At 73.6% G+C, this 18,378-nt stretch carries 12 protein-coding genes; 8 read left to right on the top strand and 4 right to left on the bottom strand.

Going from position 1 to position 18,378, the window contains the following annotated elements:
* Position 1: 1 nt before the first annotated feature.
* The 4 genes from ACGF13_RS02450 to ACGF13_RS02435 all read right to left on the bottom strand — a co-directional run bounded on the left by ACGF13_RS02450 (position 2) and on the right by ACGF13_RS02435 (position 4,049).
* A complete protein-coding gene (locus ACGF13_RS02450) occupies positions 2-286 on the bottom strand; it encodes an acyl carrier protein (RefSeq protein WP_392868078.1) in 285 nt (94 codons plus the stop codon).
* The gene (locus ACGF13_RS02445; RefSeq protein ID WP_392868076.1) at positions 283-1,584 is read right to left on the bottom strand and encodes a type III PLP-dependent enzyme; all 1,302 of its coding nucleotides are present in this window, start codon (positions 1,582-1,584) and stop codon (positions 283-285) included. The genes ACGF13_RS02450 and ACGF13_RS02445 overlap by 4 nt, the downstream gene beginning before the upstream one ends.
* The gene (locus ACGF13_RS02440) at positions 1,581-2,978 is read right to left on the bottom strand and encodes a hypothetical protein (RefSeq protein WP_392868074.1); all 1,398 of its coding nucleotides are present in this window, start codon (positions 2,976-2,978) and stop codon (positions 1,581-1,583) included. Before ACGF13_RS02440 ends, ACGF13_RS02445 begins: the two co-directional genes overlap by 4 nt.
* A gap of 138 nt (positions 2,979-3,116) precedes the next feature.
* Positions 3,117-4,049 carry a 3-oxoacyl-[acyl-carrier-protein] synthase III C-terminal domain-containing protein gene (locus tag ACGF13_RS02435; protein WP_392868072.1) on the bottom strand — a complete coding sequence of 311 codons (933 nt, stop codon included), beginning with the start codon at positions 4,047-4,049 and terminating at the stop codon, positions 3,117-3,119.
* A 112-nt stretch (positions 4,050-4,161) separates the two neighbouring features.
* On the opposite strand from ACGF13_RS02435, the gene ACGF13_RS02430 reads away from it, so the two are divergent.
* From ACGF13_RS02430 to ACGF13_RS02395, 8 genes are all read left to right on the top strand, one after another.
* A complete protein-coding gene (locus tag ACGF13_RS02430) occupies positions 4,162-4,620 on the top strand; it encodes a MaoC family dehydratase (protein ID WP_392868069.1) in 459 nt (152 codons plus the stop codon).
* Between the two features lie 119 nt (positions 4,621-4,739).
* The gene (locus ACGF13_RS02425; protein WP_392868068.1) at positions 4,740-6,026 is read left to right on the top strand and encodes a sensor histidine kinase; all 1,287 of its coding nucleotides are present in this window, start codon (positions 4,740-4,742) and stop codon (positions 6,024-6,026) included.
* Positions 5,990-6,634 carry a LuxR C-terminal-related transcriptional regulator gene (locus tag ACGF13_RS02420; protein ID WP_392868065.1) on the top strand — a complete coding sequence of 215 codons (645 nt, stop codon included), beginning with the start codon at positions 5,990-5,992 and terminating at the stop codon, positions 6,632-6,634. The genes ACGF13_RS02425 and ACGF13_RS02420 overlap by 37 nt, the downstream gene beginning before the upstream one ends.
* Positions 6,635-7,089: 455 nt before the next feature.
* Positions 7,090-12,747: an amino acid adenylation domain-containing protein gene (locus tag ACGF13_RS02415; RefSeq protein ID WP_392868063.1), complete on the top strand. Its 5,658-nt coding sequence runs from the start codon at positions 7,090-7,092 to the stop codon at positions 12,745-12,747.
* A gap of 67 nt (positions 12,748-12,814) precedes the next feature.
* The gene (gene gntD / locus ACGF13_RS02410) at positions 12,815-13,831 is read left to right on the top strand and encodes a guanitoxin biosynthesis L-enduracididine beta-hydroxylase GntD (RefSeq protein WP_392868061.1); all 1,017 of its coding nucleotides are present in this window, start codon (positions 12,815-12,817) and stop codon (positions 13,829-13,831) included.
* Positions 13,832-13,886: 55 nt separating this feature from the next.
* Positions 13,887-15,110, top strand: a complete 1,224-nt coding sequence (locus ACGF13_RS02405; protein WP_392868058.1) for an ATP-grasp domain-containing protein — start codon at positions 13,887-13,889, stop codon at positions 15,108-15,110.
* Entirely contained in the window at positions 15,107-17,029 is a 1,923-nt protein-coding gene (locus tag ACGF13_RS02400; RefSeq protein ID WP_392868056.1) for a hypothetical protein, read from the top strand. Before ACGF13_RS02405 ends, ACGF13_RS02400 begins: the two co-directional genes overlap by 4 nt.
* Positions 17,026-18,327: an MFS transporter gene (locus ACGF13_RS02395; protein WP_392868054.1), complete on the top strand. Its 1,302-nt coding sequence runs from the start codon at positions 17,026-17,028 to the stop codon at positions 18,325-18,327. The genes ACGF13_RS02400 and ACGF13_RS02395 overlap by 4 nt, the downstream gene beginning before the upstream one ends.
* Positions 18,328-18,378: the final 51 nt, after the last annotated feature.

The following is an 18,378-nucleotide window of genomic DNA, read 5'->3' as shown; positions in this document are numbered from 1 at the left end:
GCTACGAGCCCGCCTCGTTCACGACGAAGTCCACCAGGGTGCCCACCGTCGCGAAGTCGCCCATGTCCAGGCTCTCCACGTCGAACTGCAGGCCGAGTTCGTCCTCGATGACGATGAGCATCTCCAGGGCGCTGCTGGAGTCCAGGCCGAGGTCGTCGAAGATCCTGGCCTCCTCACCGATCTCCGCGGTGTCCTGGTTGAGTACCTGTGCCAGGGCCTCGCGCACGGCGGCGAGGCAGGCCGCCCGCTTCTCCGGGGCGGACACGGCTGCGATGTCGTTGGTCATTGGTTCCTCTCCGGGGTCGATCCCGCGGCGTCCGCGGGCAGGTGGAGGTGCTGGCGCGCGAGCATCGACTCGGTGTCGTCGCGTTCCCGGACCAGGTGCGGCCGCCCTCCGAGCATCAGCACCTCGGCCGGATAGCCGTGGCTGAGGAAGTGCACGGGGGAGGCGGTCGGGCCGTACGCGCCGGACCGTTCCACGCCCAGCAGGTCGCCGGGGCGCAGTTCGGGCAGTGACACCTTCTTGCCCAGCAGGTCGTTGGGCGTGCACAGCGGGCCGGTGATGTTCCACGGGCCGCCGTCCGGTTCGTCGAGCTTCTGGAGCGCCGTGATGGGGAAGTTGCGCTTGACGAACGAGCCGATGCCGACCGCCGCCATGTGGTGGTTGGTGCCGCCGTCGGCGACCGCGAAGCGCTCGCCCATGGAGCTCTTGGTGTAGCGGACCCGCACCACGTAGGTTCCGTGCACCGCGACGAGGTAGCGGCCCAGCTCCATGATCAGCCGGACGCCGGGGTGCCGGTCGGCGAAGTCCGCGACCAGCGGGTTGAGCAGTTCGGCCAGCACCGCCGGGTCGGGGTCCTGCTCGTTGTCGAAGTAGGCCACCCCCAGGCCCCCGCCGATGTCCACCAGCTCCAGCGGGAAGCCCAGCTTGGCGGACAGCAGCTCGGCCAGTTCGAAGATGCGGCGGGCGTTGTCCGCGACGACGGCCGGGTCCAGGATGCGGGTGCCGAGGTAGACCTGCACGCCGTGCACCCGGACCGCGCCGCAGCGGTCCAGCACCTCCTGCGCGGAGAGCAGCTGCCCCTCGTCGATGCCGAACTGCCGGGGCTTGCCGCCCATGGTCAGGCCCGAGCCCTTGACGGTGAACTCCGGATTGACCCGTAGCACCACGGGGGCCAGGACACCGCGCTCCCGGGCGAGTTCGTCGATCAGCTCCAGCTCGTCCAGGGACTCGCAGACGACGGCGGCGACGCCCTCGTCCAGGCAGGCGGCGAGCTCCGCCCGGCTCTTGCCCGGGCCGAGGAAGAGGATGTCGTGCGGCGGGACGCCGGCCCGGAGCGCGGTGACCAGCTCGGTCAGCGAGGAGACCTCCGCGCGGGCGCCGGCGGAGTGCAGCAGCCCGCAGACGGAGATGTTCGGGTTGGCCTTGAGCGAGTAGAAGATCTCCAGCGCCGGATGGAGCAGCGACTTGAGCTCCCGGAACCGGTCCGCGATCCCGTCGCCGTCGTAGAGGTACAGCGGGGTGCCGAACTCCTCGGCCAGGGCGGTGATCCCCACGCCCTGCACAGCGAACTCCCGGCTCATGCCGGACTCCCTTCCACGGTGTGCAGCAGCCCCGCCAGCCGGCGGGACACTTCCTCGTCGAGGGCCGCGGCCGCGTCGTCGTCGCCGGCGACCACCACGCCGTACAGGCGCCCCTCGAACGGCCCCTCGCCGCCCGCCGCGGCGGCGGCGTTGACCGTGGCGAAGTTGTTGACGAACAGCCCGGTGCCGCCGCGCTCCGTCAGCAGCAGCCCGTCGAGCGCGTCCCGCAGCTCGGCGAACGACATCGGCCGGGCGATGCGCAGCGGGTACTGGCGGGCGACGGCGATGCCGTCCGGTGCCATCAGTCCCTCGGTCAGCACGGCCTGGTAGGTCGACATGTTGTGGCGCGCGTTGATCTCGACCACGGGGTAGAGGCCGCCGTCCGGGTCGACCATGGCGTCGATGCCGACGACACCGAACCAGCCGTCGGCGGCCAGCTTCCCGCCCAGCCGCGCCGCCGCCTCCCGCACCTCGCCGTCCTGCGCGGCGGTGAGCCTGGCCGGCATCCGGTGGCCCTTGTGCACGCCGCGCTCGGTCAGCGCCTCCTTGACGAAGTCGAACCGCACCGAGCCGTCGCGGCTCACGGTGAACTGGTAGTTGAGGTCGGCGGTCTTGGCGACCCACTCCTCCAGCACCAGGGCGAGCCGGTCGCCGCCGGCCCGCGCGGCCTGCCCCGCGGCCATCCGCTGCAGCCGCTCCAGCCGCCGCGGGTCGTCGAGCACCACGATGCCCTTGCCGGACACCCCGTAGGCGTCCTTGACCGCGATCCGGCGGCCCTCGGCCAGCCGTCCGCCGGCCCACTCCACCGCCTCCGCCAGCTCCGCCGTCGTCTCACAGGTACGGCCGGGGGCCTGGCGGAGCCCCAGCTCGTCGGCCAGCTTCCGGCTGTACACCTTGCTGTTCACGCGCTTGCACAGGGCGGCGGGCGGCGCGGCGAGCCGCAGTGCGGTGCGCGCGGCGAGCCGCTCCTCGGCCTCGGACACGCCGTGTGCGACGACCTGGACGCCGAGCGGTGCCAGCCGCTGCCGCAGCGCGTCCAGCAGGGCGTCGTCGGCGAGTACGTCCTCGGTGACCGCGCGCAGCGGGTCCTGCCGGGCCGGAACGTGCACGGTGGGCGTGCCGATGCCGAGCCCGCGCAACTGGTCGAGGTAGTCCGGATCGGGTGCCGCCTTCAGCACGACGTGGTCCTGCTCGCCGCCCAGCAGCAGGGCGAACTCGTCCATCCGGTTCACCACCGCGCTCCCGGCGTGGGAGGCGACCCGGGGCAGCGCGGGCTCGCCCTCGGCCCAGTTGTTCTCGACCTCGAAGTTGCCGAGGAACAGCAGTGGGGTGTCCGCGGAGCCGGTGACCGCCCGCCCGAGTCGGGAGCGGAAGCCGCTGTCGGTCTCGTCCAAGGCTCGACCTTGCCTTTCTTGCGTGGGTGGACGGCTGTCAGGAGGACTGTCGGTGCCGGAGGGATCGGTGTCGGACGGGGCGGTGTCGGAGAGGGTGGCGTCGGAGGGGGTGCCTGAGAGGGCGGTGCCGGAGCGCTCTCAGTGTTCGAGGACCATGGCCGCGAAGGTCGCTCCCAGACCCACGCTGGTCATCACGTAGCGGTCCCCGGCGGCCAACCGGCCGTCCCGGGTGGCCTGTTGCAGGTTGACGAAGGGGTCCGCGCAGAAGCAGTGCCCGGTTCGGGCGACCAGGTCGAGGTACACCCGGGTCATCGGGATGCCGAGCATCCGGCACACCGCCACCCACGAGAGCCGGTTGACGTTGTGCGGCAGCACCAGTGCCACCTCGTCCAGCGTGCACCCGGCCTGGTCGAGGGCGGCGCGCACCACCTCGCAGAGCGCCGGTGCGTACAGCGCCTGGAACTCCTTCGCGGCCTCCGGGTCCTCCATCAGGAACTGGTCGTGGAAGCGGCTGTGGGTGTGGGCCGCGTAACCGAGCAGGCGGTCACCGGTTCCGCTCGCACTCAGCAGCACCGCGGCGGTGGCCTCGCCCATCACCGTGACGCCCGGGATGGACTGCGACTGCCTGGACCCGACCTTCTCGCCGGCCAGGACCAGGGCGAGGGCGTCCGGGTCGCCGTCCGCCGTCAGCAGTGTCCCGGCCATGTCGAGGGCGAGCAGGCCGGATGCGCAGGCGTGCTGCGAGACCACGAAACCGGTGGCGTGCCGCAGGCCCAGCTCCTCCAGCAGCGGGGCCGTCGAGGTGTGCGGGTAGGGCATCGGGGACGGCATCGTCCGCGCCTGCAGCACGTAGCGGACGTCGGACTCCCGCCCGCGCAGCTCCGCGAGTGCCGCCACGGCCCGTCGCAGCAGTCGCGTCTCGCCCTCGCCGGGCTCGCGGCAGATCTCCGCAAGGCCGTAGTACCGCTCGTACTGGCGCAGTTGGCCGTCGGACATGCCGACGTCCCGCTGCAGCCGGGCGAGCGGCACCGTGGTGGGGCGGTGGCTGGCAACCGCCGATATCGCCGTCATGGGAACACGTTCCACCGGCCTGCTGACACCGCGCTGACCCCGCGCTGATCCCGCGCTGACCGCCCGCCGCGGACGCTTGCCCCGCCCGGGACGGCCCATGAGGATGTGCGCCGTGACAGCCTTCCCGAATGTCGAAGCGTTCGCCGCCGCCGCCGGCCGGCACCTGGGCCGGAGCGACTGGATCCCGATCACCCAGGACCTGGTCGACCGGTACGCCTCCGTCGTCGGCGACGAGCAGTGGATCCACACCGACCCCGAGCGCGCCGCCGAGGGCCCCTTCGGGGGGACGGTCGCCCACGGCTACCTGACGCTCAGCCTGCTGACCGCCATGACGGACAGCGTCCTGTCCATCGGCGGGACCCGGCACATCCTCAACGTGGGCCTGGACTCCGTGCGCTTCCACCGTCCGGTGCGGGTCGGGCGGCGGATCAGGGCGGACGCCACCCTGCTGACCGCGAGACGGCTTCCGTCCGGCTGTCTGTTCGGGCTCCGCATGGAGGTCGAGGTGGAGGGTGAGTCCGGTGTGGCCTGTGTGGCCGAAACCCGTTCGCTGGCCGTCCCTTGGCCATAAAGTGGATATTCCTCCCCTGTGGCGGGCGGTCGCCGTTCCAATAATGGAGGGCGGCGCATCAATCAGGGATGCGGAACCCCAGGGGGCACCGGATGAACACCAGGCAGCAGGGCGCATCGATGACCGCACACACGCCGGCACCCCCATCGCCGGGCGGTTCGGTCACCGGCCTGCGGCGCTCCCTCGTGCTGTTCGGCCTCTCCATGCGCGGGCTGGTGCTCGGCCTGTGGCTGTCGAGCCTGTACGTCTTCCTGCCCGTCGGCCTGGGCGTGTCGCTGCTGCCGGGCACCCAGCGCGCCGTCCGCCGACTGGTCGACCGGCAGCGGGAGTTGGCGGCGCAGTGGTCCGGGGTGTCGGTGCCCGCGCGCTATCCGCCGCTCCCGGACAGCCGGCAGGGCCAGGCGCTCCACGCCCTCCTCGTCGCGCGGGACAACCAGGTGTGGCGGGACTGGCGGTTCGTCGTCATCGACCCGCTGCTCGGCGGCGTGATCGCGTTCGTTCCGGCGGCACTTCTGCTCAGCAGCCTGTGGGGGCTGACGACCGCGGTGTTCGGCACCCGGCTGTCGCACGACCTGGGCAGCATCTGGTACCTGTTCATCCCGGTCGACGGCCCCGTCACCGCGGTGCTCGCCGGACTGCTGGCCGTCGTGGTCGCGCTGTTCGCGCTGTGGGACGCGCCGCGCACCGCGTCGCGCCACGCCCGGTACGTGTTCCGGATGCTGGCGCCGGGGGCGGACGAGGCGATGGCCGAGCGCATCGAGCACCTGACCACCACGCGCTCCGACGCGATGGACACCCAGATGGCCGAGATCCGCCGCATCGAGCGCGATCTGCACGACGGCGCCCAGGCCCGCCTGGTCGCGATGGGCATGACCCTCAACGCGGCCGAACGACTGCTCAAGACCAACCCGGACGCGGTGGCGGCCCTGCTCGCCGAGGCCCGCGAGTCCTCGACCAAGGCGCTGGACGAACTGCGGGACCTGGTCCGGGGCATCCACCCGCCGGTGCTGGCCGACCGCGGCCTGGGCGACGCGATCCGCTCCCTCGCCCTGCTCTGCCCGCTGTCCACGGAGGTCAGCATCGACCTGGACGGCCGGCCGGAGCCTCCCGTCGAGTCCGCCGCCTACTTCGCCGTCTCGGAGATCCTCACCAACGCCGCCAAGCACTCCGGTGCCGAGCGCGCCTGGATCGACGTCCGTCACGAGGGCGGCATGCTCCGCATCGACATCACCGATGACGGGCGCGGCGGTGCCGACCCGGCCGGGGGGACCGGACTGCGTGGGATCGAACGTCGGCTGGCGGCCTTCGACGGCATCCTGGCCGTCAGCAGCCCGCCGGAAGGACCCACCCTGATCACCATGGAGCTGCCGTGCGAATTGTCCTGGCCGAAGACCACTTCCTCCTGAGGAACGGGTTGGTGCAACTGCTCACCGCCTACGGTCACGAGGTGGTCGAGGCGGTCGACAACGGCCCCATGCTGTTGCGCGCGCTCACCGAGAAGCGTCCGGACGTCGCGGTGGTGGACGTCCGGCTGCCGCCGGGCCTCAGCGACGAGGGGCTGCGCGCGGCGGTGGAGGCCCGCACCCGGATCCCCGACCTGCCGGTGCTGCTGCTGTCGCAGTACGTCGAACCGCTCTACGCCCACGAGCTGCTGGCCACCGGCTCCTCGGGCGTCGGGTACCTGCTCAAGAGCCGGGTCACCAACGGCGACCAGTTCATCGACGCCGTCGAGCGGGTGGCCGCGGGCGGCACGGCGATGGACCCGGAGGTCATCCAGCAACTGCTCACCCGCAAGGTGCGCGACGAGCGCCTGACCGCGCTCTCCGCGCGCGAGCGGGAGGTGCTGGAGTGCCTGGCGCAGGGCCGCTCGAACGCCGGGACGGCGGAGGAGCTCTACATCTCCGAGAAGGCGGTGGCCAAGCATATCGGCAACATCTTCACCAAGCTCGGCCTGCCGCCCTCGGAGACCGACAACCGCCGGGTCCTGGCCGTCCTCGCCTACCTCGACCACTGAGCCCGGATCCACCGGACCGATTTCCCGGGTGGTCCTCCTCGGCTCGTCGGGATCCGGGAGTAGACCACCGGGGGGGGGGGAGCCTCGGGGAGAGGGGTCTTTCCGTGCGGGCGGGGGCGGGCCCGTGGTCATGGGGATCGGGTGCCCCGGGGTGCGGGGGCGTGGGGGCGACGGGGGTGTCGACTGCCGGGGATGCCGGGGAGTTGGCTCCAACTCGCGTTTCGGGGGCGGGTTTTGGCGGCCATCCAGGCCGGGTGGGCGCGCCGCGGGCGGGGTGGTTCGGCGCCTTCGAGAGCAAGATTTTTGACCATTGACCATGTCCACCTCAGCGCATAGCCTGACGAGGCAGCACCGAAATCGGGCACTGGGCCTCCGGCGGCGACTGCTCACGCAGCGGCTGGGGGGCGTCATCGAACCGCGGGAGTCCGCGCACGTTCGGGTGCAATTCTTTTGCCATGGGGGATACGGGTATGACTGGCTTGGCAGTTGGTATGCGAATTGCTGGGAATGGCTCTGTCGCCGACTCTCTTTCAGGCCTCGTCGAGTGGCATGCGGTCCACGACCCCGAGGCGCCGGCCGTGGATTATCCGGACACCGGAATCGTCCTGAGCTACGGCGAGTTGAGCCGTCGGGCGAACCGGTTGGCGGCGTACCTGGGCTCGCGGGGCGTGGGGATCGGCGACCACGTGGTCACCTGTCTGCCGGCCGGCCCCGAGCTGGTGGTCGCCCTGCTCGCGATCGTCCGGGCCGGCGCCGCCTACGTGCCGCTGGACCCGTCGCACCCGGTGGAGCGCCGGCGGCTGATCCTGGCGGACTGCGCCGCGCGGGCCGTGGTGACCCGGGACGACTACGCGGCGGACTGCGAGGGCCTGGGCGCGGACGTGGTCGCGGTGGACGCCCTCGCCGGGGAGATCGCCGCGCTGCCGGCCGACCTGCCGGACGTGACGCCCGGCCCCGAGGACGCCGCCTACGTCTGCTACACCTCCGGAACCACCGGCACTCCCAAGGGAGTCGTCGTTCCGCACCGCGCCGTACTGGACCTGCTGCACTCCACCGACTACGTGCAGCTGACCTCGCGGGACGTCATGGCCCAGGCCGCCAACCCCGCCTTCGACGCGGTCACCTTCGAGATCTGGGGCGCCCTCACCGCCGGCGCCCGGCTGGTCGGGCTGCCGAAGGAGGCGGTGGTGGACCCGGCCGCGTTCGAGCTGGCCGTCAAGGAGCACGGGCTGACCGTGCTGTTCCTGACCACCGCGCTGTTCAACCAGATCGCCCGGGACCGGCCGTGGGCCTTCGGGCCGCTGAGGGTGCTGCTGTTCGGCGGCGAGGCGAGCAACCCCCGGCGGGTGCGCCAGGTGCTGGCGGCCGAGCCGCCGGAGCACCTGCTGCACGTGTACGGGCCCACCGAGACCACGACCTTCGCCACCTGGTACGAGATCACCGAGGTCGCGGAGGACACCAGGACGATCCCGATCGGCCGGCCGATCGGCGCCACCGTCGCCCTGGTCCTCGGCGAGGACCTCCGGCCGGTGGCCCCCGGCGGCTCCGGCGAGCTGTACCTGGGCGGGCCCTGCGTCGCCCTCGGCTACCTCAACCGCTCCGAGCTCACCGCCGAGCGCTTCGTCGACAACCCGGTCGAGCCCGGTACGGGCCGGCTCTACCGCACCGGTGACCACGTCCTGCTGCGCGAGGACGGCGCGATCGAGTTCCTCGACCGGGTCGACAACCAGGTCAAGCTGCGCGGATTCCGGATCGAGCTGGGCGAGATCGAGGCGGTGCTCACCGCGCACCCCGCCGTCTCCGAGGCCGTGGTCTCGGTGTACCAGCAGGCCGAGGACGACCGGCGGCTGGTCGCCCACGTGGTGCCGGCGGCCGCCGCCGCCGCGGAGTCGGACAGCCAGGTCACCGAGTGGCGGGAGATCTACGAGACCCTCTACGACGACGCCGGGTCCACCGACCTCGGCGAGAACTTCGTGGGCTGGAACAGCAGTTACGACGACCTGCCGATCCCGCTCGACCAGATGCGGGAGTGGCGCGCGGCGACGGTGGACCGCATCCGCGAGCTCCGGCCGCGCCGGGTGCTGGAGATCGGCGTGGGCAGCGGCCTGCTGATGTCCGAACTCGCCCCGGACTGCGAGGAGTACTGGGGCAGCGACTTCTCCCCGGCGGCGATCGAGGCGCTGCGCGCCCAGACCGGGTCGGACCCCCGCCTGCGCGGCCGGGTCAAGCTGTTCTGCCGGGCCGCGGACGTCGTGGACGAGCTGCCCGCCGGCCACTTCGACACGGTCGTGATCAACTCGGTCGTCCAGTACTTCCCCAACGTCGAGTACCTGCGGACCGTCGTCGAGCGGGTGCTGCCGCTGCTCGCCCCCGGCGGCTCGTTCTTCCTTGGTGACCTGCGGAACCTGGACCTGCTGCGCTGCATGCAGACCGGCGTCGAGCTGGCCCGCTCCGGCGCCGCCGGGCGCGACCGGGACGTCGAGAGCACCCGCCGGTCGATCGGCCAGCGGATCGAACTGGAGACCGAACTCCTGCTCTCCCCCTCGCTGTTCACCGCGCTGGCCCGCGAGCTGCCGGCGATCCGCGCGGTCGACGTCCGGATCAAGCGCGGCACCCACCACAACGAGCTCAGCCGCTACCGCTACGAGGCCGTGCTGAGCACCGGCGAGCCGGCCGCGGACCTCCGGGACGCGCCGCGGCTCGACTGGGGCACGGACCTGCGCTCCACCGCCGAGCTCGAGGCGCACCTGCGGGCCGAGGCGCCCGCCGCCCTGCGGATCGCCGGGGTGCCCAACGCCCGGATCCACCGGGAGTGGACCGTGATGCGGGGCCTCGACTCCGGCCTCGGCCTCGCCGAGGCCGTCGAGCGGGCGACGCGGACGGACACCGGGCCCGATCCGGAGGAGCTGTGCGCCCTCGGCGAGCGCGCCGGGTACCGGGCGTTCGCGACCTGGTCGGCCGACACGGCCGAGGCCGTCGACGTCCTCCTGCTCGCCCCCGGCACCGAGGCCGGCCCGCTGGCGGACGGCTACGCCCCGGACGCCGCCGCGACCCCCGCGGTCGGCGACTGCGCCAACACCCCCACCGCCTTCGACAGCACCGTCGACCTGGCGGTGACCCTGCGCGGCTACCTCCAGCGGCAACTGCCGGACTACATGGTCCCGGCCGCGCTGATGACGGTCGAGGCCCTGCCGCTCACCCCGAACGGCAAGGTCGACCGGCGCGCCCTGCCGGCCCCGACCCTCGCGGCCGCCATGCCCGGCACCCTGCCGGGGACGCCGATCGAGGAGATCGTCCGCGACCTGTTCGCGGAGGTCCTCGGGCTGCCGAAGCGCGCGGTGTACGCGGACTCCGACTTCTTCGCCCTCGGCGGGCACTCGCTGATCGCCGCGCGGCTGGTCGCCCGCCTGCGGGCCACCCTCAAGGTCGACCCCGGCACCCGGGCGCTCTACGAGGCGCCCACGGTACGGGGGCTGGCCGCCCTGGCCGGCGACCCGGACCGTTCCGGTGACCCGGACCGCTCCGGCGGACCGGTCGGGGCCGGGGGCGGGACCGGCAACCTCGTGCTGCCCGTGCGCTTCGAGCGGGCCCTGGACGTCAGGGCGCTGGAAGCCGCGCTGAAGGACCTGGCCCACCGGCACCGGCCGCTGGCCGGCCTGCGGGTCGACGCGCTGACGGCCGAGCCGCCGGGGAAGACCGGCCAGGACGAGCTGGTGGCGGACGCCGCCCGGCGCCCGCTCGGCGACGAACTCCCGGCCACCGCACGGCTGTTCGCGTTCGCGCCGGACGACCACCTGCTGCTGCTCACGCTCCGCCCCGAACTGGTCGACGCCTCCTCGTACCTGCCGCTCGCCGCGGACCTGGTCCGGGCGTACGAGGCCCGCTCGGTGGACGAGGCGCCGCGCTGGCCGACCGCCGTCCTTCCCGGCGGCGCCGTGAGGCCCGAGCCGACGGCGGACGCCCCCGAGCCGACCCCGCTGCCGACGGCCGCGCTCGGCGCCGCGCAGGCGGGTGCCGCGTCGGCGGACGCGACGCGGGATGTCGTCGACCACGCCCCGGTCGGCCGGGCGGCGGCCGCCATCGACGCCGAACTGCACCGCAGGCTGGACCTCTTCACGGCCGAGCGGGGCGCCACCGCCCTGATGGTGGCGCACGCCGCCCTGGCGGCCCTGCTCACCCGGCTCGACGCGGGCACCGACCTGGTGCTGGCCACCCCCGTCCCGGTGCGCGGCGACGACGACCTGCGGCACGCCGTCGGCCAGTACACCCGTACCGTGCCGCTGCGGACGGACACCTCGGGCGACCCGTCGTTCGGCGCACTGCTCCAGCGGGTCCACGCGGCCCAGCTGGCGGCGTTCCGCCAGGAGCCCGTCCCGGCCCGTCCCGGCGGGGTGGTCCTCTCCGTCGCCCCGCAGGCCGGTGCGACCTTCGAGACCGCGGGCCTGGTGGTCCGGGCCGAACAGCCCCGCCGGCCGCACCCGGACGCCGAGCTGGCGCTGGTGCTGACCGAGCGGCAGAGCGCGACCGGCGAGCCGCTGGGGATCGAGGTCGAGGCCTCGTACCGCTCCGACGTGATCGGTTCCGGGGCGGTCTCGGCGCTGCTCGACGGCCTGGTGACGCTGCTCGGTTCGGCCCTCGACCACCCCGAGCAGGGCATCGGAGCGCTGCGGCTGCTCTCGGACCAGGCCCTGGAGCGCTCCCGGCCCTCGTGGGCCGGGGAACGCCGATCCGTCCCGCTCCGTACGGTGCCCGAGCTGTTCGCGGACCGGGTCCGGGAGCAGGCCGACGCCGTCGCCCTCGACGACGGCTCCCGGATGCTGACGTACGCGGAACTGGACCGCCGCTCCGACCGGCTCGCCCGTACGCTCGCCGGGCACCGGGCCGGGCCGGGCACGGTGGTGGCCACCGCGATCGCCTCCCCGCTCGGGTTCGCGACGGCGGTGCTGGCGGTCGCGAAGGCGGGCGCCGTCTGCTGGCCCGTCGACCCGGCGGCGCTCCCGGCGGCGCTCGCGGAGCGGGCCGGGGTGCTCCTCCTCGACGCCGACGCCGAGCGGGCCGTGCCGGAGCAGGGCGCCCCGGCCGTCCGACTGGTGCTCGGCGACGCCCTCGACGACGGCCGCCCGGACCAGGCCGTCGAGCCGGTCGGGACGCCGGTCGGGACGCCGGTCGGGGAGCCGGCCCCGCAGCGCCCGGTGCTGCTGGCCGCCACCGGCACCCCGCAGGTCGGCGAGGTGCTGATCGGCGCCGAGGGCATCGCCACCGCCGCCGCCTGGCGCGCGGCCGAGCAGCCGGGCACGCGCAGCGCCTGGCTGCACCCGGGCTACCCCGGCCTCGCCGCCGCGCACGACCTGCTGGAGGCGCTCGCCGCCGGAGCCACGGTGCTGGTGCCGGACGCGAAGCGGTACGACGACCCGTCCGGACTGGCCGACTGGCTGCGGGACGGCGGCGCCGACCACGTCGTGTCCACGGACCCGCTGCCGGCCGCACTGGTCGACGCGTACGCCGAATCCGGCCTCGCCGCCGGCTCGCCGGCCTTCCTCACGGTGTCCACCGACCGGGACGGCGCGAGCCCCGGGACGCACGCCCTCGCCGACGCCCACGGCCTCACGCTGACCGTCCGGGCCGGCCGCCCCGAGGCCCGTACGGTGGTCGTCCACCGGTCCGGCGCCGTCGCGCGTCCGGCCTGGAACCACCGGGTCCACGTGCTCGACGCCCAGCTGCGCCCGGTGCCCCCGGGCGGGACGGGCGCGCTGTACCTGGCGGGCGCGAGCCTCGCGCTCGGGTACGCCGGCCGGCCCGACGCGACCGGCGACCGCTTCGTCCCCGACCCCTTCGAGGCCTCCGGCGAGCGCATGTGGCGCGCCGCCCGCGCCGCCCGGCACGGCTCGGACGGGAGCCTGGAGATCCTCGACGAGCCGTGGTCCGAGGACCCCTTCGAGGACGAGTACGGGACCTTCGTCGTCCTCGCCGACGACCGTGACCTTCCGGCCCTGTGGCCCAACTCCGTTCCGGTGCCGACCGGTTGGCGGGTGGTTCACCCCGAGGACCTGCGCGACCTGTGTCTTGACTTCCTCAACGAGCACGCGGCGGCCGGCCTCCGGCCCGGCGGTTGATCCCGCCTCACACCTCCCGCCTCCCGCCTCCCGCGCTCCAAACCCCTCACGAACACAAGGTTCATCCATGACTGCGATGGCACACATCCCTGCAGCTGACGGACAGGCCGACACCCAGGGCCGGTTCCACCACATCCTCGAACTGACCGAGCAGGACGCCCGCGCGGCCCACGAGCTGGCCGCGGACTGCGTCAGGACCTTCAAGGCCGCCAACGACCTGCGCTTCCTGGACGAGGCCCCGGTGCTCGCCCAGGAGCTGCCGCTCGCGGTGCGCCGCCACCTCAACGCCGCGCGCCGGGACGAGCGGACGCACGCGACCATGATCAGCGGCAACATCGTCGACCAGCGCGCACTGGGCCACACCCCCGCCCACTGGAGCGAGGCCGACACCGAGCCGAGCCACGTCTACGGCGCCCTGCTGGTGCTGTACTCCGCCCTGCTCGGCGACATCATCGGCTGGGCCACCCAGCAGTCCGGCCGGCTGGTCACCGACGTGCTGCCCAGCCGCGGCTACGAGCAGAGCCTGGTCTCCGCCTCCAGCGAACTCGAGCTGGGCTGGCACACCGAGGACGCCTTCTCCCCCCACCGCGCCGACTGGGTCGGCCTGTTCGCGCTGCGCAACAGCACCGAGGTGGCCACCACCGTCTCGCACGTCGACGTCCGGCGGATGCCCGCGGACGTGGCGCGGGTGCTCGCCCAGCCGAGGTTCGTCGCGATCCCCGACTCCTCGCACGAGTTCGCCGAGGACGAGGCGCCGGCGGACCCGGTCGCCATCCTCAGCGGCCACGCCGACGCCCCCGTGCTGCGCATCGACCGTGACTTCTTCCGGGCCCGGGCGGACGACACCGAGGCCGCGCGGGCCCTGGACTGGGTGATCGCGCACCTGGACGCCAACCTGACGGACGTCTTCATCCGCACCGGCGACGTCTGCTTCGTCGACAACCGCAACGTGGTGCACGGCCGCCGCGCGTTCCGGGCCGACTACGACGGCGAGGACCGGTGGCTCAAGCGCGTCAACGTCGTCCGCGACCTGCGGCGCACCCGCCCCGGGCGCCTGGACGGCTCGACCCGTGTCATCGGCTGACCGGCCCGCCGTCCCCAAACTCCCCTCCCCAGCAACGCTCCAGCGAGGAAGCCATATGACCACGCCCCAGCGCCCCGTCGTCCTTCTGGTCGAGAGCCGTCGAGCGACCTTCACCGACAGCGTGCTCAGCCGCGACGACGTCTCGGTCGTGCTGCTGCGGTTCGACTCCGTCCAGCTCACCCCGGAGTACGTCGAGCGCACCGCCGACGTGCCGACCTTCACCCTGGCGACCGCCGCCCCGCTCGAGGAGGAGGCCGCCCGCTACCTGGCCTGGATCGAGACCGTCGGCGAGCGCCCGCAGTACTTCTGCAACCCGAACGAGGCCCTCCAGGCCTCCGCCCAGCGCTTCGCCGCCCTCGTCGGCCTGCCGCACCTGAGCGAGGAGCAGGTCGCCTGGGTGCGGAACAAGAAGACCATGAAGGACCGGTACGCCGAGCTGGGCATCCCGCACGCGGCCTACCGCCCGGTCACCGTCCTGGCGGACGTCGAGGCCTTCGGCGCCGACCACGGCTGGCCGGTCATCCTCAAGCCGATCGACTCCGACTCCTGCATCGGCACCTACCGGATCGACTCGCCGGCCGGGCTCGCGGACGTCCCGCCGCTGGACCCGCAGCTGGAGTGGATGGTCGAACAGTACATCTCCGGCCGGGAGTTCCAGCTCTGCGCGGTGATCGCCCGCGGCCGGGTCGTGGACGCCTACCTGTCCAAGAACCCCCGCCCGATCATCGAGGTCCTGGACGGGGCGATCAACGCCAACATCACCTACGCGCCGAGCGAGCAACTCCCGGTCGACGCCAAGGAGCTGGCCCAGCGGCTGACCGACGGGCTGGGCATCCCGTACGGCTACCTGCACGGCGAGTTCTTCCTCACCGAGGAGGGCGAGTTCCACATGAGCGAGGTCGCGGCCCGCCTCAGCGGCTGCGAGGTGCCGATGAACCACGGGCTCGCGTACGGCTTCGACTTCCTGCGCGTCATCCTCGACACCTACATCGACCGGGTCCCGGTGCCCGACTACACCCTGGACCGCGCGGTCGGCGACCTGCTGCTGCCCACCCGGCCCGGCCTCCTGGTGAGCATCAGCACCGAGGAGGAGCTGCTCCGGCTGCCCGGAGTCATCGGCGCCCACCTGACCGCCCAGCCGGGCGACCTGCTCGACCCGCCGCGCGCCTCGCACGCCAGCACCGGCTACGTCCACGTCGAGGGCGCCACCGCCGACGAGGTCGAGCAGCGCATGCAGGCCGTGCTCGACCACTTCGAGCTCAAGGTGGCGGACGCGTGACCGAGCCGGCACAGGAATCCCCGTTCGTCGCCCACGAGGCCCTGCCGGGCTACGCCGAGGCCGTCACCGCGTGGCTGGCCGACGGCACCGGCACCGCCGCGATCCCGGTGTGGACCGGCGCGCGGCGCGACCTGCTCGACGGGATCGCGCTGGCCCGGTCCGTCTACGCCGGCCGGCGCACCCCCGAGCCCGCCGGGACCGGCGTGGTGGTCGGCGCCTCGCTGCCCGAGGAGGTCCGCCGCCTCGCCGGGCCGCTGGCCCGCACCTGGGTCACGAAGGTGGAGGACCTGCCCGACACCGGCTCCGTCCTCGTCCTCGGCAGCTACGCCGACCTGCGCGCGGACGACGTCCAGGACGTCGTCGAGCAGACCTACGCCCAGGGCCGGGACCTGTTCCTGCTCACCGGCCGGGACGCCCACACCGTCAGCTGGGTCGTCGCCAAGCAGTACGCGGACGCCTCGCCGGACGGCGGGATCGGCGTGATCTCGGAGCTGGACGCCCTGCCGGCGGCACCCGGCACCGTCTGGTTCGGCGCCGAGGACGTCCGGCACAAGGACATCCAGGGCATCGCCCTGGACCGGGTCTGGCGCCGGGTGCTGTTCCACGGGAACGGCAAGGACGACCAGCTCAACCTCGGGCAGTTCACCCTCTGCGGGCTGAGCCCGGTCGGCGAGCGGGACCCGAACCTGGCGGGCCCCAAGTGCGCCTACGGGCTGGGCTGCACCAAGCCCGAGGAGAAGCTGATCCCCGCCCGGCGGATCAGGGCCGCGGAACTGGTGCTCGCCAACTGCTTCAGCGGCCCGCTCACCGACCACGCGATGTACGACCCGAAGTACGTGATCCTGCTCGACGCGCTGGACGGCCCGGCCCAGACCGTCGTCGCCACCCTGACGGCCTGCGACGGCGCGCGCCCGGAGAACCTCGCCTGGCTCACCGAGAGCTCCGGCGAGCGGAACGCGGCCAGGGCGATCAACGAACGGCTGAAGGACATCAACCCCTACCCGTCCTTCGTGCAGATCGGGCTGCGGTCCGGCGGGGTCGCCGAGCGGGCGGAGCCGGCCGCCGGCGTCGAGGCGGCCCCGGTGGCCTCGGCCGGGGTCTCCGCTGCGACCGACTTCCCGCTGCACGCCGTCGGGGCCCGGCTGTCCGGCCTGCTCGACAGCGGCCTGCTGGGCGAGGACTACCCGCTGCGCCCGCGGCTGCGGCAGCTCTCCGACGGCGTGCTGCGCTACGCGTCGCGCATCGTCGCGCTGTCGCCCCAGGACGGCCCGCCCGCGCTGGCCGCGATCGCCGAGGAGACGAAGTCCCTCGACCTCGCCCTGGCCCACCGGATCGCCAAGCACCACGACGACGCCGTGCTGCAGTTCCCGACCTACTTCGGCGAGCGCAGCCTCGCCGAGGAGCCCGTCGACCTCGACTGGCTGTGCAACTGCGGCCGTCCGCTGCGCAGTTACACCCGGCGGGGACTGGTCCCGGTCATCGCCGACACGGTGCAGGGGCTCTGCGCGCGGTGCGGCGACGTGGTCAACTCCCCGGTGGACGGCACGGAACTGCGGGTGTCGGCGCCCGACACGGTCGAGGCCGGGACGACCCTGCGCGTCTCGATCACCGTCGCTCCGCACCGGGCGGGCACCGTCAACACGGGTATCGTGCTGCCCATGTACCTGAACGCCCGTGCGCGTCCGGCCTTGAGCCGCAAGGAAGTTCGGGCCGGGGAGAGCGCCCGGTGCGACTTCGAGGTCGAGATCGCCGCCGAGGCCACGCCCCAGGCGTACTACTTCACCCCGTACGCGGTGCACGACCTCGGCATCTCCACCCGGCGCGTGCACTTCACCGTTTCCCCGTCCTCCCCGTCCTCCCCGTCCTCCCCGCCGGCTTCGGCCGGCACCGGCCGAAGCCCTGGGAGCCCGACCGCATGAGTCTGTCCCCGGCAGGCAGCCAGACGTTCCTACCGCTCCGGCACCGGGCGTTCCGGCAGCTCGCCGGCGGGCGGCTGCTGATCTACTTCGCCAACGCGATGGCACCCGTGGTGCTCGGCTTCGCGGTCCTCGACCTCACCGGGTCGACGACCGACCTCGGGTTCGTCGTGGGCGCGCGCTCGCTGGCCAACGTCGTGCTGCTGCTCCTCGGCGGCGTCGTCGCCGACCGGTTCTCCCGGACCCTGATCCTCCAGGGTTCGGCGGTCGGCGCCGCCCTGGTGCAGGCCGTGGTCGCGCTGAGCGTCCTGGCCGGCTGGACCTCGATCCCGCTGCTGGTCGTCCTCAGCGTGGCGAACGGTGCCCTGTCCGCGCTCTCGCTGCCGGCCTCGGCGGCGCTGACCCCGCAGACCGTGCCCGCGGACGTGCTGCGCCCGGCCAACGCGTTGATGCGGATGGCCACCAACCTCGGCATGATCGTGGGCGCCTCGCTGGGCGGTGTGGTCGCCGCGCTGATCGGTCCGGGGTGGGGGCTCGCCGGCAACGCGCTCTGCCTGTTCCTCGCCGCGCTGTGCTTCCGCGGCGTCCGGATCACGGCGAGCGGCACCGACTCCGGTGAGCCCGCCGACGCCGCCGAGCCCGCCGAACGCTCCCGTCCGCTGCACGAACTGAAGGAGGGTTGGCGGGAGTTCACCGCCCGCACCTGGGTGGTGGCGGTGGTGCTCCAGTTCACCGTGGTGAACGCCGTCGTGGCCGGCGGCGTCCAGGTGCTCGGACTCGGCGTCGCCGACGACACCTTCGGGCGCGGCCTGTGGGGCGCGGTCCTGGCCGCGCAGATGGCGGGCGCCGTCGCGGGCGGCTTCCTCGCGGCGCGCTCGCGCGCCCGGCACGCGCTGTTCCTGGGCGTGGCCCTGGTGGTGCTGGAGGCCGCGCCGCTGGTCGTGCTCGCCGAGGCGCCGGGCGCGCTGCTGCTCGGGGTGGCGATGTTCCTGAACGGTGTGGCGCTGGAGCAGTTCGGCGTGGCCTGGGACGTGTCGCTCCAGGAGAACATCCCGGCCGACCGGCTCGCCCGGGTGTACTCCTACGACGCGCTCGGGTCGTTCATCGCGCTGCCGATCGGCGAGATGGTCGCGGGGCCGGTGGCGACCCGGATCGGTGTGCGGGCCGCGCTGCTGTGGGGTGCCGCGCTGGTGGTGCTGGCCACCGGGGCGGCGCTGCTCAGCCGCGACCTGCGGCGGCTCACCGTCGCCTCGGCGGCGGCAGAGGAGCGGCCGGCCGAGCAGCCCGCCGGGGCCGCGTAGCGGGGCGGTTCCCGCGCGGTCGGGCGGATCCCCGCACGGGCGGGCGGTTGG

The sequence above is a fragment of the Kitasatospora sp. NPDC048286 genome (assembly GCF_043201735.1).
Lineage (GTDB): Bacteria > Actinomycetota > Actinomycetes > Streptomycetales > Streptomycetaceae > Kitasatospora.
Note: the sequence above shows the minus strand (reverse complement) of the source record. Positions and strands in the feature narration are given on the sequence as shown.